Origin of the sequence: Asanoa iriomotensis (assembly GCF_016862515.1) — a bacterium.
In the GTDB taxonomy this organism is placed as follows: domain Bacteria; phylum Actinomycetota; class Actinomycetes; order Mycobacteriales; family Micromonosporaceae; genus Asanoa; species Asanoa iriomotensis.
This window is the reverse complement of sequence record NZ_BONC01000001.1, coordinates 1-20,028: the sequence shown is the minus strand read 5'-3', so window position 1 is coordinate 20,028 and position 20,028 is coordinate 1. Positions and strand designations below refer to the sequence as shown.

The 20,028-nt window shown below is 73.3% G+C and carries 18 protein-coding genes; 11 read left to right on the top strand and 7 right to left on the bottom strand.

Annotated features, from left to right (window positions below; genetic code table 11):
- Nucleotides 1–87: 87 nt before the first annotated feature.
- The 4 genes from Air01nite_RS00090 to Air01nite_RS00075 all read left to right on the top strand — a co-directional run bounded on the left by Air01nite_RS00090 (nt 88) and on the right by Air01nite_RS00075 (nt 4,478).
- Entirely contained in the window at nt 88–885 is a 798-nt protein-coding gene (locus Air01nite_RS00090; RefSeq protein ID WP_203699664.1) for an endonuclease/exonuclease/phosphatase family protein, read from the top strand.
- A 131-nt stretch (nt 886–1,016) separates the two neighbouring features.
- Nucleotides 1,017–2,873 carry an ABC transporter ATP-binding protein gene (locus Air01nite_RS00085; protein ID WP_203699663.1) on the top strand — a complete coding sequence of 619 codons (1,857 nt, stop codon included), beginning with the start codon at nt 1,017–1,019 and terminating at the stop codon, nt 2,871–2,873.
- A 42-nt stretch (nt 2,874–2,915) separates the two neighbouring features.
- Complete coding sequence (locus tag Air01nite_RS00080) at nt 2,916–3,359, top strand: GNAT family N-acetyltransferase (RefSeq protein ID WP_203699662.1); 444 nt, start codon at nt 2,916–2,918, stop codon at nt 3,357–3,359.
- A 48-nt stretch (nt 3,360–3,407) separates the two neighbouring features.
- Nucleotides 3,408–4,478: a hypothetical protein gene (locus Air01nite_RS00075; RefSeq protein ID WP_203699661.1), complete on the top strand. Its 1,071-nt coding sequence runs from the start codon at nt 3,408–3,410 to the stop codon at nt 4,476–4,478.
- Nucleotides 4,479–4,529: 51 nt separating this feature from the next.
- Here Air01nite_RS00075 and Air01nite_RS00070 read toward each other — a convergent pair whose 3' ends face one another.
- Nucleotides 4,530–10,826, bottom strand: coding sequence for a polymorphic toxin-type HINT domain-containing protein (locus Air01nite_RS00070; RefSeq protein WP_239090384.1), 6,297 nt, complete (start codon nt 10,824–10,826; stop codon nt 4,530–4,532).
- A gap of 250 nt (nt 10,827–11,076) precedes the next feature.
- On the opposite strand from Air01nite_RS00070, the gene Air01nite_RS00065 reads away from it, so the two are divergent.
- The 3 genes from Air01nite_RS00065 (at nt 11,077) to Air01nite_RS00055 (ending at nt 13,207) form a co-directional block, all read left to right on the top strand.
- Complete coding sequence (locus tag Air01nite_RS00065) at nt 11,077–11,916, top strand: patatin-like phospholipase family protein (RefSeq protein WP_203699660.1); 840 nt, start codon at nt 11,077–11,079, stop codon at nt 11,914–11,916.
- Between the two features lie 88 nt (nt 11,917–12,004).
- On the top strand, nt 12,005–12,727 hold the full coding sequence (locus tag Air01nite_RS00060; RefSeq protein WP_203699659.1) for a hypothetical protein: 723 nt from the start codon (nt 12,005–12,007) through the stop codon (nt 12,725–12,727).
- Nucleotides 12,728–12,730: 3 nt separating this feature from the next.
- Entirely contained in the window at nt 12,731–13,207 is a 477-nt protein-coding gene (locus Air01nite_RS00055; RefSeq protein WP_203699658.1) for a pyridoxamine 5'-phosphate oxidase family protein, read from the top strand.
- Nucleotides 13,208–13,219: 12 nt separating this feature from the next.
- Here Air01nite_RS00055 and Air01nite_RS00050 read toward each other — a convergent pair whose 3' ends face one another.
- The 3 genes from Air01nite_RS00050 to Air01nite_RS00040 are packed head-to-tail and all read right to left on the bottom strand — an operon-like array spanning nt 13,220 to nt 14,486.
- Nucleotides 13,220–13,393, bottom strand: a complete 174-nt coding sequence (locus Air01nite_RS00050; protein ID WP_203699657.1) for a zf-HC2 domain-containing protein — start codon at nt 13,391–13,393, stop codon at nt 13,220–13,222.
- Entirely contained in the window at nt 13,390–14,058 is a 669-nt protein-coding gene (locus tag Air01nite_RS00045; RefSeq protein ID WP_203699656.1) for a cytochrome b/b6 domain-containing protein, read from the bottom strand. Before Air01nite_RS00045 ends, Air01nite_RS00050 begins: the two co-directional genes overlap by 4 nt.
- Before the next feature lie 2 nt (nt 14,059–14,060).
- Entirely contained in the window at nt 14,061–14,486 is a 426-nt protein-coding gene (locus tag Air01nite_RS00040) for a hypothetical protein (RefSeq protein ID WP_203699655.1), read from the bottom strand.
- Nucleotides 14,487–14,594: 108 nt separating this feature from the next.
- Here Air01nite_RS00040 and Air01nite_RS00035 point away from each other — a divergent pair, with 108 nt between their 5' ends.
- The 4 genes from Air01nite_RS00035 to Air01nite_RS00020 are packed head-to-tail and all read left to right on the top strand — an operon-like array spanning nt 14,595 to nt 17,269.
- Nucleotides 14,595–15,143: an RNA polymerase sigma factor gene (locus tag Air01nite_RS00035; protein WP_203699654.1), complete on the top strand. Its 549-nt coding sequence runs from the start codon at nt 14,595–14,597 to the stop codon at nt 15,141–15,143.
- Nucleotides 15,136–15,816, top strand: coding sequence for a zf-HC2 domain-containing protein (locus Air01nite_RS00030; protein WP_203699653.1), 681 nt, complete (start codon nt 15,136–15,138; stop codon nt 15,814–15,816). Before Air01nite_RS00035 ends, Air01nite_RS00030 begins: the two co-directional genes overlap by 8 nt.
- Before the next feature lie 26 nt (nt 15,817–15,842).
- The gene (locus tag Air01nite_RS00025; RefSeq protein WP_203699652.1) at nt 15,843–16,628 is read left to right on the top strand and encodes a lysophospholipid acyltransferase family protein; all 786 of its coding nucleotides are present in this window, start codon (nt 15,843–15,845) and stop codon (nt 16,626–16,628) included.
- A 53-nt stretch (nt 16,629–16,681) separates the two neighbouring features.
- Nucleotides 16,682–17,269, top strand: a complete 588-nt coding sequence (locus tag Air01nite_RS00020; protein ID WP_308439935.1) for a dihydrofolate reductase family protein — start codon at nt 16,682–16,684, stop codon at nt 17,267–17,269.
- Between the two features lie 12 nt (nt 17,270–17,281).
- Here Air01nite_RS00020 and Air01nite_RS00015 read toward each other — a convergent pair whose 3' ends face one another.
- The 3 genes from Air01nite_RS00015 to Air01nite_RS00005 form a co-directional block, all read right to left on the bottom strand.
- Nucleotides 17,282–18,289 carry an RNA polymerase subunit sigma-70 gene (locus Air01nite_RS00015; RefSeq protein WP_203699650.1) on the bottom strand — a complete coding sequence of 336 codons (1,008 nt, stop codon included), beginning with the start codon at nt 18,287–18,289 and terminating at the stop codon, nt 17,282–17,284.
- A gap of 76 nt (nt 18,290–18,365) precedes the next feature.
- Nucleotides 18,366–18,899 (bottom strand): LuxR family transcriptional regulator, encoded by a 534-nt coding sequence (locus tag Air01nite_RS00010; protein WP_203699649.1) that lies wholly within the window; start codon nt 18,897–18,899, stop codon nt 18,366–18,368.
- A 13-nt stretch (nt 18,900–18,912) separates the two neighbouring features.
- The coding region (locus Air01nite_RS00005; RefSeq protein WP_203699648.1) for a LuxR C-terminal-related transcriptional regulator at nt 18,913–20,028 on the bottom strand (1,116 nt) is incomplete at its 5' end.

Here is a 20,028-nt window from a genome sequence, read left to right as displayed (position 1 = left end):
CCGATCAGGATGAAGACCAGCGCGGAACACACCAGGACCTTGAAGATCACGCGGCCACCCTGCCACATCAACCCGTAGGGTGCATAGGTGCGGTTGGCGACCTTCAACGTGCTACACGGCCGGTCCATCGACGACGGGCTCGTCGACCAACGCAGGCTCGCGGAGGCGGTCACCGCCATCGACGCCGACGTGCTCGCCCTGCAGGAGGTCGACCGGCTCCAACCCCGCTCGGGGTCCCTCGACCTGACCGCCGTCGCCGCCGAGGCCGGCCGGGCCGTCGCGCACCGGTTCGTGGCCGCGGTCGTCGGCACACCGGGGGAGACCTACCGGCCCCTCGCGTTCGACGACGACGGCGCCGACCAACCCAACTACGGCATCGGCCTGATCAGCCGCTACCCGGTGCGGGCGTGGCAGACCGTGCGGCTGTCCCCGTCGCCCGTGCCGGGGCCCATCTACGCCGTCGGGGCCGGCGGCGGGCGCGGCCGGCCGATGCTGCTGCGCGACGAGCCGCGCGTGCTGGTGACCGCCGTCCTCGACACCCCGTGGGGTGACGTGACCGTCGGTGCCACCCACCTGTCGTTCGTGCCCGGCTGGAACCTGTGGCAGCTCCGGCAGGTCGTCCGCGCCCTGCGCACCCTGCCGGCGCCGCGGCTGCTGCTCGGCGACCTCAACCTGCCCGCCGCCCCCGCCGCCCTCGGGTCCGGCTGGCGGCCGCTGGGCAGGCTGCCGACGTTCCCGTCGTCGGCCCCGCGCGTGCAGCTCGACCACGTGCTGGCCGACCCCCGCGGGTGGGGCGACCGGCCCCTGACCGCCGACGCGGCGACACCGTGCGTGCCGGTCTCCGACCACCGGCCCCTGGTGGTCGACCTCCCGCTCGCTAAATAGGCGGCGGCGGCGCACCCGCATCACCTAGCCTGCTCTGGCACAGACCCCCGACACGAAGAGGAGCACGGTCATGAGGACGTCCGGCGGTTTCCCCGGTCCCTTGCCCGTCTCCACCGCCCGAGAGGCACTTCGTGCTAGGTCTGTTCGAAAGCCCTGTTGACCCCTTCCCGGCCGGCGACTCCACGACCCCGCCCGCCGACGTCCGGCGGTTCCTCCTGCGGGAGCTGCGGCCCCTGCGCCCCGTAGCGGTCGCCTCCGTCATCGTCACCGTCCTGTGCGCGGCCATCGAGGTGTGGCTCATCGGGTACGCCGGCCGCCTCGTCGACACCCTCGCCGCCACCGACCCGGCCACACTGTGGGCCCGGCACGGTGTCGAGCTGCTCGGCGTCGCCGTGCTCGTGCTGCTGGTCCGCCCCGCCCTCAACCTGGTCGGGGAGGCCCTCGACGACATCGCGTTCCGGGCCAACGCCCGACCGCTGGCCCGCTGGCGGGCACACCGGCACGTGTCCCGGCAGTCGGTCGGCTGGTTCCGCGACGACCTCGCCGGCCGCATCGCCACCTGGGTCCGCGACGGCGGCGACGCCGCCAGCACCGCCGCCTACTGCGTCATACACACCCTCGTGTTCGTCGTCGCCTACATCGCCGGATCCGTGTGGCTGATGTCCACCATCGACCCCCGGCTGCTGGTGCCGCTGTGCGCGTGGATCCTCGCCTACGCGCTGCTGATGCGGTGGGCGGTGCCCCGCTACCGGCGGGCGTCGGAGCGGCTCCAGGACGCCGAGTCGGCGCTGACGGGCCTGCTCGTCGACTCGTACGCGAACGTCGACACCCTCGCCCTGCTCGGCGGCGCCGACAGCCGCCTCGCACACGACCGGGCCGTGTTCGCCCGCGCCCGGCGCGCCCACCTCGACCTGCAACGCGTCGAGGTGACGATCAACAGCACCATGATGGCGCTCGGCAGCGCGCTGCTGGTCGGGCTCGTCGGCTACGGCATCGTGCTGTGGCGCTCCGACGCGGCGCCGCTGGGCCTGGTCGCGGCCGCGCTCGCGCTCAGCTTCCGGATCACGTCGATGGCGGAATGGCTCCTCGACGCGGTGTCGTCGCTGTTCGGGTCGGTCGGGGCGCTGCGGCGATCGTTGCGTACCATCGCGCAGCCTCTCGCGGTCGCCGACCGGCCCGGCGCGCCCGACCTGCTTGTGCGTGGGGGAGCGATCCGGTTCACCCAGGTCAGCCACCACTACGGCCGTGGTGCGGGTGGCCTCGACCGGTTGAGTCTCGACGTCGCCGCCGGTGAGCGGGTCGGTGTCGTCGGGCGGTCCGGGGCGGGGAAGTCCACACTGGTCGGTCTGCTGCTGCGGTTCTACGACACCGAGTCGGGGTCGATCCTCGTCGATGGCGTCGACGTGGCGTCCGTGACGCAGGAGTCGCTGCGTGCGCAGATCGCGATGGTGGCGCAGGAGGCGACGCTGCTGCACCGGTCGGTGCGGGAGAACATCGCCGGCCCGGGAGCCGTCGACGAGGCGCGGGTCGCGGCCGCGGTGCGGCGGGCGTCGGCGGACGGTTTCGTGGCGGCGCTGCGGGACGCGGACGGCCGCACCGGCCTGGACGCGCACGTCGGTGAACGCGGCGTGCGGCTCTCCGGCGGGCAGCGGCAGCGGGTCGCGCTGGCGCGCGCGTTCTACCGCGACGCACCGATCCTGGTGCTCGACGAGGCGACGTCGGCGCTGGACTCCGAGGCGGAGGCCGCGATCCACGACACCCTCGACGAGGTGATGACCGGCCGCACCGTCATCGCGATCGCGCACCGCCTGTCGACGATCGCCCGCATGGACCGGATCGTGGTCCTGGACGCGGGCCGGATCGTGGAGCAGGGCACCCACGCGGAACTGCTCGCGTCCGGCGGCCTGTACGCGGACCTGTGGGCCCGGCAGTCCGGCGGGTTCCTGGGTTCGGAGGCTTCCTCGGATCTGAGCGCGAGGTTTACATAATGTGCATTATCGAACAACCAGGTGATGGGTGGGTGTCCTGACATGTTCCGCGAAGCCCGGGTGGCGGACCTGGGGGCGGTCCTCGCCCTCTACCGGCAGCTCCACCCGGGCGACCCGGCACCGCCGGACGCCGCCGCGACCTTCGCGCGGATCCTGGCTACACCCTGGCTGCGGCTGTTCGTGCTCGACGTCGCCGGCGTCGTCGTCGCCACGACGTACCTCAACGTGATCCCCAACCTCACCCGCGGTGCGGCGCCGTACGCGGTGGTCGAGAACGTCGTCGTCGACTCCGCCCGGCGCGGCACCGGCCTCGGCCGCCGGATCATGGCCGGCACGTTGCAGGCCGCCTGGGACGCCGGCTGCTACAAGGTGATGTTGATGACCGGGTCACGTGACCCGGCGACACACGCGTTCTACCGCGCCTGCGGGTTCTCCCCCGACACCAAGACTGCCTACCACGTGACCGCTCCCCTGCCCCGCCCATGATCAACATACATCGACGTCGGCGAACGTCCGCCCGGTATAGTCGCCGGCATGTCTACGGACGAATACGTCGAAGTCGACGTCGGTGCCGGGCCGGTGACGGTGCCCGTGTCGACGCGGCTGCTGAGCCTCGGCACCGGCCGCGGCGCCGTTCCTGTGCCGGCCGACGGGCCCGTCGACTGGTCCGCGCTGGACAAGCTGACGGACCTGTCGTCGCTGACCTGGACGGGTGCCGAGCGGGGTGTGGTCGCCGCCGTCGCCCGGCACGGCGTCCAGTACCTGGAGTGGCACGACGCGGCCGGTGACATCGACCTGACGCCGACGCGGGTCACCGGCCTGCGGCTGTTCGCCGGCGACCTCACGCTGCTGCGGCTGCCGGCGACGACCACGATGCTGCTGCTGCAGGACCCGCCGCCGGCCGCGCGGGTCGAGGCACCCGGTCACGGGCTCGACCTGCGGATCTTCTTCGAACGCCAGGAGCCCGCGATCCCGGACGGGGTGCGCGGCGCAGCCAAGGTGTGGGTGCGGGCCGGGCGCACGTTCTCGGCGGGCGTGCTGGCGGCGCTCACCGAGGTGGAGAGCATCGAGATCGAGCTGGTCGACCCGCCCGGCACCCTCGCCGACACCGGCGAGCTGGGCGTCCACCGGCGGCTGGCCCGGCTCGTCGTCGACAACGCGTACGACTGGGACCCGGCGACCCTGCCGGACCTGCCCGCGCTGCGGGAGTTGGAGGTCGAGGGCACCCGCAAGACCACCGCGGCTGCTCTCAAGGCCCGGTTCAAGGGCACCGCGGTCGCCGTCAGCGTCAGCGGCGCCAAGTCGGAGAGCTGGCTGGACGCGCACATCGACAACCCGTTCATGGACTGGGTCGAGGACGGGAAGGCGTTCGGCACCGCAGCCTGCAAGGCGTACGCGAAAGCGGTCAAGGCCCTGGCCGACCCGGAGCGGGTCGAGGGTGCGTTGCGCGGGCTCGTCGCCGACCTCAACGCGATCCAGAAGAAGTACGGCCTCATCGACACGATGAACCGCGACCACGCCGCCGAGGTCTTCGCGGGCCTGGCGGCGCGGGCGGGCGTGGCCGAGGACACCGCCGAGGCGTGGTTCGACGACCGCACCTTCTGACCGGCGGGCCGGCGTGCGGGATCCAAGCCCCGCACGCCGGCCCGGCGCCGGTCACGGGCAGTTGGTGCCCTTGACCCGGTTGAGCAGCCGGCCGCCGGGGCCGCCGAGCCGGGCGATGAGCCGGCACTCCATCAGCTCGAGCGTCCGCCCGCTGGCGTTGGTCTTGTAGAGGGTCACGCCGATGATGTCGTCCTTCGAGTAGCCCTCCCGCTTGAGCGCGCCCTTCTTCGAACGCGTCCAGTGTTTCGGCACCCGGGTCTTGAACGTCTGCTTGTCGGTGATACCCACGTAGATCTTGTCGTTCTTCAGGTGCAGGATGTAGATCCCGCGGCTGTCGTCCAGGATGGACGTCGGGTCGCAGCCGACCGCGGTGACGCGGGTGCTGCGGTTGTGGACGAGGACGGGTGTGTCGCCGGCGAGCACGTAGTAGGTGGCGATGTCGTCGACGGACAGGTTGTAGGTGACGTGCCGGGCGTGGTAGGCGCGGACCGCGCTGACCTGGACGTAGGTGCCGGCCGACGTCCGCAGCAGCTCACCCGGTCTCAGGTCGCCGGCGTCGACCCAGCGGCGGCCGGTCGCCGACCAGAACGGGTGGTGGTCGGTCGCGGTGATGGTCTGCCTCTCCCCCGCGGTGTCGACGGTGACGTCGACGTACTCCTTGTCGCTGTCGGTGCGGATCGTGTGCGTGACCGCGCGGGCCTGCGTGCGCCCGGAGGTCGGGTCGGTGGCCAGGACGGTGTCGCCCGGCTGGACCTGTTCGATCGGGGTGCTGGTGCCGTCGGCGAGCAGGACCGCGGTGCCGGCGACGAAGCTGTTCGGGACCGGGCAGGTGCCGCCGGCCGCTGACCCGGCGTCGCCGGCGGCCTTCTTCGTCGCCGCTTTCGCCTTGGCGGCCAGGGCCTTGGCGCGTTCCGCGGCCTCGGCGGCGGCCTTCTTCGCCGCCGCTTCCGCCGCTGCCTTGGCCGCGGCCGCCTTCTGAGCCGCTTCCCGGGCGGCCGCCGCGGCGGCGGCCTTCGCGGCCTCGGCGGCCTTCTCGGCGTTGCGGAGGATCGCTCTGGCCCAGTCGAGCTCCTTGAACCAGGTGATGACGGCCTTGCCGGCCCGGAAGATCGCCTCGCCGATCTTCTTCGCCTTGAAGATCTTGCCCCAGGGCAGCGCGCCGATGACCGCCATCGCGCAGGCACCCAGGTCGCCCTTGAGGCAGTTGAGGATGTCGTTGATCCCCAGGACCTCCATGAGGATCTGGCCGCCGGCCTCCAGGATCACGTCGAGGACGCTCTTGCTCTGGATCTGGTTGGCCTTGGCGACCTCCTCCGGGTTCATCGCCGGCACGTCGGTCGTCGTGGTGGTGGCCGTGGTCGGTGCCGCCGCGGAGACCGTGTCGCCGGCGACCGGCATGTTGCCGGTCGGGTCGGTGTAGGAGGTCGGGTTGTTGTCCGCGTACGTGTAGGCGGAGGTGGCGGCGCCGCCGGCCGGCATCGGGTCGACGGAGGTGAACCGGCCCGTGCCCGGGTTGTAGTTGCGGGCCCGCAGGTAGTAGTTGCCGCTGCCGGTCGTCGAGTCCTGGTAGGCGCCCGTGTACTGCAGCGGGTTCTCCGGCCCGCCGGCGGCGGCCTGGACGGCGCCCGGTGCGGTGTCACCGGCGTCGGCGGGGGCCTCCTCCAGGGTGGCACCGACGCGCGGGTTGCCGAACGGGTCGTAGTCGTAGCCGATCTGCGGCGTGCCCGCGGGGGTGAGCATGTTCGCGACACCGCCGAGCCAGTCGTGGGTGTACGCGTGCGGCGCGTTGCTCAGCAGCGCCAGGGGCTCGTCGTCAGGCCCGTACGCGAAGCCGCGTTTCTCGACGGTGGCGCCGGCGGCGTCGGTGACGGCGTCGACGGCGATCTGCGGCAGGGTGCCGGCGACGTCCCACGACCAGCGCTGCGTCGCCGTCTCCGGTTTGCCGGGGTCGGTGGTCGCGGTCAGCCGCAGCCCGTCGGCGCCGTAGGTGAACGTCGCGTCCCGGCCGGCGACCCGGGCGCTCGCCAGCGAGTTGTCGAGGTGGTAGGTGAACGTGTCGGTGCCGGCCCGGGTCTGGTTGCCGAGGACGTCGTAGTCGAACTGGGTCGTCGTGACGTGCCGCGGCTCCCGCAGGGTCTCCTTGCGGAGCTGGTTGGCGTCGTCGTAGTCGTAGGTGGTGGTGTCGTCGCCTTCGGTGCCGCTGCGTTTCTGGCTGAGCCGGTTGCCCATCAGGTCGTAGCGGTAGTCGATCCGCCCCGCCGGGCGGGTCTTCTCGTCGCAGACGACGGCGGCGTAGCAGGCGGAGACGAGCTGGTCGGCCTTGTCGTAGGCGTAGGCGACCGACTCGGAGACGCCGCCGCGGGTGGTGACGACCCGGGTGGGGTTGCCGACGGGGTCGAGCTCGAGCTGGTACGCGGAGACCGGGTTCTGCGGCACCGCGACCGGGGTGACGGGGGCGGACGGGTCCGACAGGTCCCCGGCGCCGTCCTTGTCGTGCGCGGTGACGGTGAACGTGTAGGCGGTGCCCGGGTCGAGGCCGTTGACGATCGCGCTGGACGCGGTCGCGCCGACGGTGACGGCCCGGCCGCCGGGCGAGGCGGTCACCGTGTACCCGGCGACGTCGTCGTCGCGCGGCGGTTTCCAGGACACCACCGCGAGCCCGGCGCCGGCCTGGGCGCGGACGTCGGTCGGCGGGTCGGGCCGGTCACCGAAGGCGAGCACGCCGCCGTCGGGCAGCTCCACCTGCGGAGCGTCGGGGGCGCGTTGCGTGCCGATGCTGGTCAGCCGGCCGGCGTCGTCGTAGCCGCGGCGTTCGAGCAGGCCGGTCGCCGCCGGCAGCCAGGTTACCTCGCGGCGGCCCGCCGGGTCGTAGTCGAACCGCCACGTCGCCGGTTCGCCGCCCGCGGACCCGCCGGCGGCGGTCAGCGTCTTCAGCTGGCTGTCCGCGTCGTAGGTCGCGGTGACCCGGGTGCCGTCGGGTGCCTCGCGCAGCGTGATGTTGCCGCGCACGTCGTAGTCGTAGCGGAACGTCTCCTCGAGGTTCGCCTCGACGCGGGTGACCTGGGTGATCTGGTCCTCGTCGTCGTAGGTGACGGCGCGGTGCCCGGTCGGGTCGACGTACGCGGTGATCCGGTCCTTGGCGTCGTACCGCCACGCGTAGCGGGGGCCGGCGTTGCCGAGGGTGCGGGAGTCGCGGCGGTTGACGATGTCGTACGTCTCGACGATCGTGCGTTTGGCCTTCTCGGCCGGCGAGAGCCGCTCGTCGTCCCAGCGGGTCAGGGACGTGACGCGGTTGCCTTCGACGTCGTAGCCGTACTCGGTGACCCGGCCCAGCGGGTCGGTCTCCTTCGTCAGGCGGCCGGCCTCGTCGTAGGCGACGTAGGTGCGGTTGCCGTTGGGGTCGCGGACCGAGGCGACCAGGCCGTCGTCGAAGTAGTCGTAGACGGTGGCGCCCTCGGACGGGTCGTCGTCGTCGAACGGTGCCTCGGGGGTGCGGATGGTGCGGGGCAGGTCGTCGTCGCGGTACGTGTACCGGGTCGTGTGGTTGCGGGCGTCGGTCTGCGCGACGAGGCGGTTGTTGGCGTCGTACTTCGAGGTCGTGACGTGGTCGAGCGGGTCGGTCGTCTTCGTCGCGTTGCCGGCCGCGTCGTACTCGTAGTGGGTGGTGAACCGTTCCTTGTCGGCGCCGGGCAGGTTGCCGCGCGGCTCGGTGGAGGCGGCGAGCAGGCCGTCGTCGTCGTAGCCGAAGCTGGTGATGCCGCCCGTGGCCCGGATCGTCTGGGTCTTGTTGCCGGCCTCGTCGTACTTGTATTCGACGACGCCCTGCTGCGGGTCACGGATCTTCGTCTGCTGGCCGTTCTCGTCGTACTCGATCGCGGTCTTGCGGCCCAGGTTGTCCTCGGTCCCGGTGACGTTGCCGTTGTTGTCGCGCTGGAACCTCGACGTCTTGTCGTGCTCGTCGGTCTTCGACGTGGTGCGGTCGAGGTCGTCGACGCCGATGTCGCGCTTGACGGTGATGCCGCCCGGGTAGGGGCGCTCCATCCGCAGCGGGTTGTCGTTGGCGTCGTAGAAGTACGTGGTGGTGAAGTCGGCCGCGTTCGCGCCGGGCAGGTTCCCGCGCGGCGAGGTCACCTTGTGGAGCAGACCCTTGGCGTTGTACGCGTACGTCGTCGTCGGGTCCGGCTGGTCGTCCATGTCGACCTTCACCGAGGCGCGGCGGCCCGCGACCGTGTAGGTGTAGGCCATGGTCATCCGCGGGTCCTTGACGGACTTGAGCAGACCGTTGGCGAAGTAGCGGTACTCGGTGCGGGCGCCCAGCGGCGTCGTCTGCGACTGGGTGCGGCCGACGTCGTCGAAGCTCGTCTTCCACGGCTCCCGTTTGCCGGGCTCCCGCACCTCGAGGGTGCGGTCCTGGGCGTCGTAGGTGTAGCGGGTGGTGTAGTCGTCGCGGTCGGTGTGTGGGAGGGTGCCGCGCGGGTCGGTCTCGGCGATCTGCCGGCCGGTCCTGTCGTGGGCGAACTCGCCGCGGCGGCCCAGCGGGGAGATGACGGCATTGACGAGGCCGGCGTTCGGGTCGCCGGCCGGCAGGTACTCGTACCGGGTGACCTTCCCGCGCTGGTCGGTCTCGGTGGTCAGCAGGCCCCGGTCGTCGTACCCGTAGGTGATGGTGTTGCCCTTGGGGTCCTTGCTGGAGAGCAGTTCGTCGAACTGGTTGTAGGTGTCTTCCCAGACCTGGCCGTTGGCGTCGGTGTGCTTGGTCGGGTTGTTGCGGGCGTCGTACTCGGTGTCCTGCTTGAAGCCCAGCGACTGCGGCGCGTCCTGCCGGGTGCGGTTGCCGCGGTCGTCGAACCGGGACTCGTGCTGGCTCTGCTTGCCGTCGACGACCAGCCCGCGGTTGAGGGCGCCGTCGTAGCGGTGGTGTTCGGAGTCGCCGTTGCCGCGCTGGGTGTAGACCAGCACGTTGCCCTTGTAGCCGTCGTAGACCTGGACGCCGTCGGCGTCGGTGGTCAGGGCCTCCTCGCGGTCGGCGAACCATTCGAAGGTGGTCGGGTTGCCCAGGGCGTCGAGCTGCCGGCCGACGCGGCTGTTCGCGTCGTACTCGTTGTGTACGGCGACGACCCGGTCGGGGTTGGTGACCTGGGCGAGCAGGCCGTTGGTGCCGTACGCGTACTTCCACAGCTTGCCGCGGGCGTCGAGGTACGAGGTGAGCAGGGTGCCCGTGTAGAAGAACCTGACCTTGCGGTGGTCGGGCAGGCTGATCTCGCGGATCAGGCCGGCATCGAGGGTGGCCCTCGCGACGCGGCCGGACGCGTCGGTGAGCGTGACCGCGGTGGCGGTGTGGGCGAGGCGGACGCCCTGGCCGCGGGGGTTGAGGACCGAGGCGAGGCGGCCCTGCGCGTCGAAGGTGAACGCGATGTTGTCGGGGGTGGTCAGCTCCCATCCGTCGCCGGCCCTGCGCAGGTTGGAGCGCACGCCGGGCGGGCGGCGGTAGGCGTCGCCGTCGAGGCGGAACGTGGCCTCGGCGCCGTCCTCGGCGCGGACGATCGCGCCGCCGTCGGTCGCGGTCACGGTCATGCCGTACGACCAGGCCCAGCCGCCGCCGAGTGGGCCGACGCCGTTGGCCGACGAGTAGGTGCGGGACGAGGCGAACGGGACGCCGAACGAGGACATGCCGAGGTCCTGGACGACCTGGGTGAACGCGCCGGTGGCGGTGTTGACGCCGTCGCCGCGGATCGCCTGCCCGGCGCTGGTCAGCGCGAGGGCGTTGCCGCAGCCGCAGCCGCCGGCCTGGCCCGGCGGGATCGCCGGCGGCACGATGGTGGCGCGGGGCCGCACCTCGGGCCGGTTGGAGACGATCTCACGGCCGTCGTCGAGGACGGCGGTGATGGTGACCTCGTAGGAGCGGGTCGCGTCGAGGTCCCAGCCGTGTTCGCGGCCGAACGAGCGGCAGAAGTCGCGCTGGCCGGAGCAGGCGGAGCGGGCGAGCTCGTCGCGGGACAGGGTGGTCGAGGCCTGCTCGGTCTGGGTGTCCTTGTCGAAGGCGGTGACCCGCCACGTCGACCACGGTGGCGCGTCGGCGTCGACGTTGAAGTAGAGGCTGACCGACGTGTCGCCGAGCAGGAAGCCGGGGCGGGCCAGGACGTCGGTGAAGACCTGGTCGTCGGCGGCGACGCGGGCGCTGGTGCGGCGGTCCCAGGCGGCCCGGGACGACGCTTTCGGTGCGCCGTCGGCGCCATCGGCCGGTCGACGGGACCCTGGCCGGGACCGGGCGGCTGCGGGACCGGCGCCGCCTGCGCGCGGCTGCCCTCGATCGGTTGCAGCAGCGTGACGGTCAGCGCCAGCGCGCACAGCGCCGCCAGTGCGCGGGCGCGGCTGCGCACGGATGAACTGGACATGGTCGGACCCTCCCCCGTGGACGGATCTGGCTGCGCCCGATCATAGAGGCCAATCGATGACTTCCTGGGGTCGTCTAACCGACAGAGATTTACTGCAACCTATTGCCTTGATCGCGGGTAAGAATTGCCGTCGCTCGATCCGTTGTGCAGTTTCGATCATCCATTGTCGACCGGTGGCGGCCGATGGCCGTACGCTGCGTCGCATGGGTGGCAGAGCGCTGGTCTGTGGCGGTGGCGGCGTCACCGGGATCGCGTGGGAGCTCGGGGTGCTGGCGGGGCTCGCCGACGCGGGGGTGGATCTGGCCGCGGCGGACGTGGTGATCGGCACGTCGGCGGGTTCGTTCGTCGGTGCGGGCGTCGCGTCGGGCGTACCCCTGGAGGATCTCTATGCCGGGCAGCTCGTGCCGCCGGAGACCGGGCCGGCCGCGAAGCTGGGTTTCGGCTCGATGGCGTCGTGGGTGTGGGCGGCGGCCACGTCGCGGGACCCGCAGCGGGCCGCGGCGCGCGTGGGTGCGATGGCGCTGCGGGCGCCGACGATGCCGGAGGAGCGCCGCCGGGCGGTGATCGCGGCCCGGCTGCCGGCCGTGTCGTGGCCGTCGCGGGATCTGCGTGTCGTGGCGGTCGACGCCGGCAGTGGGCAGACCCGGGTGTTCGACCGCGACTCGGGTGTCGACATCGTGGACGCGGTCGGCGCGAGCTGCGCGGTGCCCGGGGTGTGGCCGCCGGTGACCATCGAGGGCCGGCGGTACGTCGACGGCGGTGTGCGCTCGACCACCAACGTCGACCTGGCCGCCGGCTGTGACCGGGTCGTGCTGCTCGCGCCGATCGCGCGGTCGTTGGGCCGGCACGGGCGCCTGGACCGGCAGTTGGCGACGTTGCGGCGGGCCGGTGCGTCGGTGGTCGTGGTGACGCCGGACGTCGCGGCGCGGCGGGCGATCGGGCGCAACGTGCTGGATCCGGCCGCGCGGGCGCCGTCGGCGCGGGCCGGGCGGGCGCAGGCGGCGGCCGAGGTTTCCCGGGTCGCGGCGGTCTGGTCGGCCTAGCGGCGTGCCGCGTTCGGTTTTGTCGTAGGCGCCTGGTAAGAAGAGCCTGCACAAAATCAAACAGGTGTACGGATGAGAGGGGTTCCTGATGGCCGCCGCGCGCACCGCTGTCCGCGGTCTGTCCACCGACGAGCTGTCGTCGATCCGCGACAGCCTCGCCGCCGGCCGCAAGCCCAAGGTGGTGTTCACCGCCGCGGCCGGCCAGATCGAGGGCCAGACCGGCCAGGTGATCGAGCTGACCGACCCGGACGTGTCCGACGAGTTCGTGGTCGTCCGGTTCGGCCGCGACGAGCTGCCGTTCTCCCCCACCGACGTGGCGGTCGCCCCGCGCGGGCGCACGGCGCCGGTGAAGAAGGCGGCGCCGGCCGCACCGGTCGACGAGCCGCCGCCCGGCCCCGGCCTGCTGCCACCCGCCGCACCCAAAGCTGTTGTTCCCGCGCCACGTGAGGAGAAGACGGTGACCGCGTCCACGGTGGAGGAGCCCACGGCGGAGGCGCCGCGCCCCGCGAAACGGGCCGCCAAGGCGGCCAGGCCCAAGGGCCCGGCCGGGCTGACGGTGACGCTCGCCTACGCCGACGGCGAGTGGACGGTGGCGGCCGCGCAGGGCACCAAGAGCCTGGCCAAGCCCTACGTGATCCGGCCCGCCGAGGCGCTGAAGATGGTGGCGCTGGTCGACGTGCCCGGCGTCCACGAGGCCGTCGAGCAGATCATGGCGTCCGAGCGGGCCGAGGCCGAGTCGCAGGCCGAGAAGCTACGCGCGGAGCTGGCCGAGATCGAGGCCCGCCTGGCGGAGCTACGGGACGTGGGCTGAGCCGTGGCGTCCTGGGCGGTGTTCGTGGCGCAGGCGCCGGAGCTGGCGGCCCGGGTGCGGGCGGCCCTCGACGCCAACAAGCACAAGACGCTGGCCACGATCCGGGCCGACGGTGCGCCGCGGATCAGCGGCACCGAGACCATGTATGCCGGCGACGACCTGTGGCTGGGCAGCATGTGGCAGGCCCGCAAGGCCCAGGACCTGCTGCGCGACCCGCGGTTCGCGCTGCACTCGGCCACGATCGACCCGGGCGACGACCCGGGCTCGTGGCCGGGCGAGGCCAAGCTGTCGGGGCGCACCGAGGCGGTCACCGACTTCGACCGGTTCGCCGCGGTGATCCCCGACGGGTCACCCGACAGCATGCACCTGTTCCGTCTCGACCTCGGCGAAGTGGTCCACACGGGGTTGTCGAAGGCGGCCGACAAGCTGGTCATCGAGCTGTGGCGCCCGGGCGCGCAGATCCGGCGCTTCGAGCGGTGAACCACGGCGGGCCTAGGGGCGTGGTCGCAAGAGGTTGAGCAGGCCCGGCAGCGGCGCCAGGTCGACGACCGCGGCGCGGCAACGGGCACAGTGCGGCAGGTGGCGCAACAGGTCGGCGCGCTCTCGGGGTTCGAGCGCACCGAGCAGCAGCGCACCCACGGAGTGGGTCAGCGGGCAGCGGCTCATCCGACGCGCTCCCGGCGGTCTGCGTCGGCCGCGTCGTGCCTGGCCAGCCAGCCCGGCCAGACCCGGCGGGCCACGTCGCGGCGCAGCCGGCCACCCAGGTGCATCGCCCGCCCGACACCGCGATAGCCGGGCAGCACACCGCTGGCGATCAGCACATGGCCGGCGATCAGCGGTGTGACCAGGTAGGTCGACCAGCGGTGCAGGCGCGCCAACCAGACGAAACCGGGGCCGCCGGTGACCAGCGTCAGGGCCACGCCCGTGCCCACCAAGGTCGCCAGCAGGGCCACCAGCAGCAGGTTCGCGGCCCGCTGGCCCGGGTCGAAGTGGCCGGCGTGGTAGGGGAAACGGCCCGTGAACGCCGCCGCCGGCCAGCGGACGAACCAGCGCGCGTCGCCGCGGTCGACGCGGACCGACTCGGCCAGGAACGTCCGCGCCGCCCGGGCACCGACCGTGACGGCCAGGGCGGACAGGGCGGCCAGCGCCCAGCCGGCGTAGGTGTGGATCGTCGTGTCGGCGACGCCGGTGGCGCGGGCCAGCGGGCTCGGTTCGCCCTCCCGGCCCGCGACCAGCCACCAGCCGGTGCCCAGCAGCACCAGGACGGTGACGTAGGTGCCGGCGTGGAACCACCGGGTGCGGCGCGAGTAGCGCCGTACGGTGCCGGTCATCGTCAGTAGCCGTACGGGTCGGGCTCGTCCGCGGGCGTGGGCGCTTTCCCGTCGGTGCCGCCGACCATGATCCGCACCTGCGTCTCGGCGCCGGCCGGCGAGTGGTTGGCGTTGCGCAGCGACGCGTGCAACACGTGCGGGCCGGCCGGCAGCTCGTCGACGCGTACCGTCGGCGCCTCGACGACCTGGTAGTCGCCGGCGTTGTCGTCGAACCAGACGTGCACGTGGTGCCTGCCGCTCCCGGTCGTGCCCAACGGCACGCTCGCGGTCAGCTCGACGTCGAACGGCACCTCCACGGTGGCGTCCGCGGCCGGTGCGGTGACCTCGACGGACATCCCGCCGGCGGCGTCGGCGTCGGTGCCGCCGCAGGCGGCCAGGGCGGCGAGCAGGACCAGCGCGGCGGCAGACCGGCGCAGGGTGGCGATCATCAGCTCCTCCTCCAGTTCGGTGTCACCGGGTGCTACCGCCGCCGCGGGCCGCGCGGATTCATCGGCCGCCGACAGATCCCGGCACGGGCGCGGCCCGTAGTACCTGGTGTGGTCGCCACCGACGAAGCGCTGCTGGCCGGGATGGCGGCCGGGGACCCGCTGGCGGCCGCCGCGTTCGTCCGCCGCTACCAGGCCCGCGTGTTCGGACTGGCGCTGACGATCGTCGGCGTGCGGGCCACGGCCGAGGACGTCGCACAGGAGGCGTTCACCCGGGCGTGGCGGTACGCGCCGGGCTACGACCCGCGCCGCGGCGCCGTGTCCGCGTGGCTGCTGACCATCGCCCGCAACGCCGCGGTCGACGTGCTGCGCACGACCCGGGACCAGCCGTACGACCCGGCGACGCTGGTGGACCTCGTCACCGCGCGGCCACCGGCCGGCGAGGCGCCGGCGGACGCGGTCGCCGACCGGGAACGGCTGCGCACGGCGCTGCGGTCCCTGCCGGCCGAGCAGGCGCAGGCGGTGCTGCTCGCCGCGTACTACGGTCTGACCGCGCGCGAGATAGCGGAACGGGACGGGTTGCCGCTGGGCACCGTGAAGACCCGGATCCGGCTCGGGCTGGGCCGGCTGCGTGACCTGATGGAGGTGCGGGATGGGTGACTGCACCACCGTCCGGCCGGTGCTGCCCGAACTGGCCCTCGGCGCGCTCGGCGGCGACGAGCGCGCCGACGCCCTGCGGCACGTCGCGTCCTGCGGCGCGTGCGCCCGCGAGCTCGAGCGGCTCGCCGACGTCGCCGACGGGTTGCTGGCGCTGGCCGCGCCCGCCGAACCGCCGGCCGGCTTCGAGAGTGTCGTGCTGGCCCGGATGACCGGCGCGCCACGGCGGCCGCCCCGCCGGCGGCGTGTGCTGGCGCTCGCCGCCGGAGCCGTCGCGGTCGCGCTGGCCGGTGCGACAGCGGGCGCCGCGGTCGTCCACCGCGCCGGCGGCGACGACCGGCTGCTGGCCGACCAGTACCGGCGGGTGCTCGCCACCGCCGACGGGCAGCACCTGCGCGCCCTCGCCCTGACGACCGCCGCCGGCGACCCGTCCGCCGGCACCGTGTTCCTCTACCAGGGCCGGCCGTCGTGGATGCTGGTGGCGATCGCCGACGCACCCGTCGACGGCGCCTACCGCACCGTCGTCACCTACGCCGGAGGCGCCAGCCGCGACGCCGGGTTCTGCCAGGTGACCGACGGCACCGGCACGACCGCGTACCCGCTGCGCGCCCCGGTCGCCGAGGTCGCGGCGGTGACGCTGACCGCGCCGGACGGGACCACGCTGCACGCTTCATGATCGCCCCTGTGGGACGATCACCGTTGATGGACGTGTCGAACCCGCCCGCCACGACGTGGCGGCCGCCGCGGATGTGGCTGTTCCTGCAGCGGCTGGCGCGGGTGCTGCTGCCGCTGGTGGGGCGGCTGCGGGTCAGCGGGGAGGTGCCCCCGGATCTGCGGCGGGGCCCACTGATCCTGGCGGCCAACCACATCAGCCCGTTCGACCCGATCGTTCTGACGGCGGCGACGGGCGTCGGGCGGGTCGCGCCGCGGATCATGGCGACCGGTGGGCTGTTCCGGGCGCCGTTCGTCGGCTGGATCATGCGCTCGTCCGGGCACATCCGCGTCGACCGGCGCACCGCGTCGGTCGGCGACGCCCTGCAGGTCGCGGCCGACGCGATCAGACAAGGGTGTGTCGTGATGGTGTACCCGGAGGGCCGCATCGGCCTCGACCCGACGATGTGGCCGGAACGCGGCCGCACGGGCGCGGCCCGGCTCGCCTTCCTCAGCGGCGCGCCCGTGGTGCCGGTCGCGCAGTGGGGGTCGCACGAGGTCGTGCCGTACGCGACGTCGTTCAAGGGCATCGTCCGCGGCGGCGCCCGCGCGATCGTCCGGCGGCCGGTGATCCGGGTCCGCTTCGGGGCGCCGATCGACCTGTCGGACCTGACGCCCGGTGTTCCGGGGGCGGCGCAACGCGCCACGGAACGCATCATCGACGGCCTGACGGCGACCCTCGCCGAGATCCGGCCGGACGAGCCCGACCTGCCCCGCTACGTCGACAAGACGCGGCCGGTCGACCTGTCCCGCCGCTACCGCCGCCGCACCGATTAGATTTCCGCGCCGCGCCCGTCTGTACGTAGGAGATCGGCTCACGAGAGGCTGGAATGATGCGGAAACTGACCTTTGCGATGAATGTGACTCTGGACGGCTACATCGCCGCGCCGGGCGACGACCTCGGCTGGAGCGGGGGTGACGGACCGGACTCGTCGTCGAGCGGGGAGTTCTTCCAGTTCTGGTCCGACCGGGTGGGGGCGACGGACCTGGCGCTCTATGGGCGCAAGCTGTGGGAGGTGATGAGTGCCGCCTGGCCGACCGCCGACCAGGCGCCCGGCGCCACACCGGCGGAGATCGAGTTCTCCCGCCGCTGGCGGGACATGCCGAAGGTGGTGTTCTCCTCGACGATCGACAAGGTCGACTGGAACACCCGCCTGGTCACCGGCGACGCGGTCACCGAGATCACCCGGCTCAAGACCGAGGACGGCGGCCCGATGGACATCGGCGGCGCGACGCTCGCCGCGGCGGCCATGCGGGCCGGGCTGATCGACGAGTACGTGCTGGTCACCGCGCCGGTTCTGGTGGGCGGCGGCACGCCGTTCTTCACCGCGCTGGACAGCTGGGTGAACCTGAACCTGGTGGAGACGCGGACGTTTCCCGGTGGCCTCCTGCTGACCCGATACGAGACGAGGCGATGAGCACGGCGCCGATCACAGTGTCGGGGGCAGGTCCAGCCATGGTTTGTCGGTGGCGTCGAATCCGGTGAGCTCGGCGATCTTCCCGTCGACGATGTGCAGGACCGCGATGTTCAACAACCGGTGCGCCGGGTCGTCAGGGGTGCGGACGTACAGCGCGGCGGCCGGCATGCGGTTGACCGTCGTGGTGATGCAGCGCCAGTCGTCGTAGCCGGGCTGGAAGAGCCCACCGGAGACCCAGCCGTCCACGGCGTCCTTGGCGGTGCTGACCGAGGTGCCGGCCTCGGGCAGCATCACAAAGCGCAGGTCGTCGCGCAGCAGGGACATCAGCCCGTCGAGGTCGTTGCGCTCATGGGCGTCCATGTAGGACCTCACCACGCCGCGCTCGTCGTTCGACAGCTCGTGGGTGGCGGGGCTGCGCCAGTCGAGGCGGCGGTCGGGCAGCTGCTCGCGCATCGTCACCCGGGCCCGCTGCAGTGCGCTGGTCACGGACGCGAGGGTCAGCTCGAGGGCGTCGGCGGCCTTCGGCGCCGGCCAGCCGAGCACGTCGCGCAGGATGAACACCGCCCGCTGCCGTGGCGGCAGGTGCTGGACGGCGACGATGAACGCCAGCTCGATCGTTTCCCGCGCCACCACCGATTCCTGCGGGTCCTCGGGGAGCATCCGGTCCGGGTACGGCTGCAGGTACAGCACCTCGGAGCCGACGTCCGCCAGCTCGGCCGGCACGGGTGTGCGGTCGTTGCGCTTCTCCAGAAAGTCGAGGCAGGCGTTCGTCGCGATCCGGTACAGCCAGGTCCGCACGGCCGCGTGGCCCTTGAACGACGCCCGCTTGTGCCACGCCCGCAGGAACGTCTCCTGCGTCAGGTCTTGGGCGTCCTCGTAGTTCGCGAGCATCCGGTAGCAGTGCACCTGAAGCTCACGCCGGTGGCGTTCCGTGATGAGTGCGAACCGCGCCGGGTCGTCTGAGCGGACGGCCGCGATGAACGCGGCCTCGTCGGCGCCCAGCAGTCTGGCGTCGGTCATGGTCGTCAGTCCTTCCACCGGTGCGAGAGGTCAACAGTACTGACGGCGTGACGGACGATTTCTGATCGGCGGTGGGTCAGGTGCCGCGTTGGCGGAGGTAGGCCAGGACCGCTTCGCGGGTGGTGCGGACGCCGAGGGTTTCGCGGGCCTGGGCGATGCGGCGGTTGGCGGTGCGCAGCGACAGGAACTCGGCCGCCGCCGCGGCGGCGATGGTTTCGCCGTTGGCCAGGCGGTCGAGCAGCGCCCGCTGCTCCGGCACGAGCTCGCCGGGGGCGGTCGCGGCCGGGCCCGGGTCGGCGCCGCCGGCGTCGCGGTGGACCGGGCCCAGGCGGGTCAGGTCGGCCAGCAGCGACCGGCCGATGTCGCCGCCGGTGTCGGTGATCGCGATGACGCCCGCGCCGCGGGCCGCGGCCAGGACGACGAGGCGGACGGTCTCGCGGTCGGGCACACGGCCGAACAGGAGCAGGCGGTTGCCGGTCAGGTCCCACGCCTGCTCGGTGAGGGCGAAGCCCTCGCGGGTGGTCCAGCCGGAGCGGGCGAGCCGGCGCAGCACGGTGGTAGCGTCGCCGGTGCTGGGCAGCACGTACCGCGGCTGGTCCTCGTCGTTCACCGCCCCTCCCCTGTCATCTCAGCTGTTCCAGCGCCATCGCGGCGGCGGCCGTGCGGGTGCGGGCGCCGAGCTTGCGCATGCCGGCCCGGATGTGGGTCTCCACGGTCTCCGCGGAGATGCCGAGCTGGCCCGCGATCCGGCGACTGGGCTCGCCGCGGGCCACCAGGCGCAGCACGTCGCGTTCGCGCTCGGTCAGGTCGGAGCCGGCACGCGGCCCGCGCGTCTCCCGCCGCACCGAGTGGCGTCGCAACGCCCGCCGGACCCGGCCGAGCAGGACCACGAGGCCCGCCGTCTCCGCCAGGGTCTCCGCGGCCAGCAGCACGGCCACCGCCCGCTCCGGATCGGTCTCGTGCAGGCCGGCGGCCAGCAGGCAGCGCACCTCCTCGCGCACGACGACGTCGTGCCACGCCAGGGCTGCCCGGTCGAAGCCACCCGTACCCGACCACGCCGCGAGCGTCTCGCGTACCGCGGGCAAACCGGCGGACCCGCCGTCCGTCGCGTCGAGATCCGCCGGATCAGGATCATCGGAGACCCCGCCGTCGTACGCGGCCCAGCGCGCGGTGATCCGCCGCAACCCGTCGACCAACGGCGGCGCGGCGCCGGTGTCGGCGTGCGTGGCCCGCTCGGGCTGCCCGTCGAGCCAGGCGGCCTCCCGACCGACCCAGTCGAGCAGCGCCGCCGCGGCCGGCACCGGCGCCGCGGCCGCGAGCCGGGCCCGGGCCGGCGCGAGCAGCCCGCCGTCGGCCTCGACGAGACTGGCGGCGGCGGCCGCGTAGGCGCGGGCCAGGCGCGGCACGGTCCGGTCGGATAGGTCGGCGGCGCGGCGCACCACGTCGTCGGCGGGCGCCCCGGCCGGGTCGCCGCGCAACGCGATGCACCACAGGGCGGCGGCCAGGAACCGGGCCTGCCAGCTGTACGCGAGGTCGGCCGCGCACGCCGCCGCCGCCCGCTCCGCCGTGGCCGCGGCCTCACCGAGCCGCCCGTCGGCGGCGAGGGTCTCGACCAGCAGCCACGCGCTCCACCGGGTGGCGAGAGGATCACCGCCGGCGGCGGCGGCCTCGGCGGCGGACGCGAGCCCGTACTCCCAGCCGGGCACCCGCGCGGCGGCCCGCACGGCGGCGACCGCGGC

Bases quoted from the DNA above. Each gene is read 5' to 3' on its own strand.
- Air01nite_RS00080 (WP_203699662.1), top strand. From the start codon at position 2,916: ATGTTCCGCGAAGCCCGGGTGGCGGACCTGGGGGCGGTCCTCGCCCTC.
- Air01nite_RS00075 (WP_203699661.1), top strand. From the start codon at position 3,408: ATGTCTACGGACGAATACGTCGAAGTCGACGTCGGTGCCGGGCCGGTG.
- Air01nite_RS00065 (WP_203699660.1), top strand. From the start codon at position 11,077: ATGGGTGGCAGAGCGCTGGTCTGTGGCGGTGGCGGCGTCACCGGGATC.
- Air01nite_RS00060 (WP_203699659.1), top strand. From the start codon at position 12,005: ATGGCCGCCGCGCGCACCGCTGTCCGCGGTCTGTCCACCGACGAGCTG.
- Air01nite_RS00050 (WP_203699657.1), bottom strand. From the start codon at position 13,393: ATGAGCCGCTGCCCGCTGACCCACTCCGTGGGTGCGCTGCTGCTCGGT.
- Air01nite_RS00045 (WP_203699656.1), bottom strand. From the start codon at position 14,058: ATGACCGGCACCGTACGGCGCTACTCGCGCCGCACCCGGTGGTTCCAC.
- Air01nite_RS00040 (WP_203699655.1), bottom strand. From the start codon at position 14,486: ATGATCGCCACCCTGCGCCGGTCTGCCGCCGCGCTGGTCCTGCTCGCC.
- Air01nite_RS00030 (WP_203699653.1), top strand. From the start codon at position 15,136: ATGGGTGACTGCACCACCGTCCGGCCGGTGCTGCCCGAACTGGCCCTC.
- Air01nite_RS00025 (WP_203699652.1), top strand. From the start codon at position 15,843: ATGGACGTGTCGAACCCGCCCGCCACGACGTGGCGGCCGCCGCGGATG.
- Air01nite_RS00020 (WP_308439935.1), top strand. From the start codon at position 16,682: ATGATGCGGAAACTGACCTTTGCGATGAATGTGACTCTGGACGGCTAC.
- Air01nite_RS00015 (WP_203699650.1), bottom strand. From the start codon at position 18,289: ATGACCGACGCCAGACTGCTGGGCGCCGACGAGGCCGCGTTCATCGCG.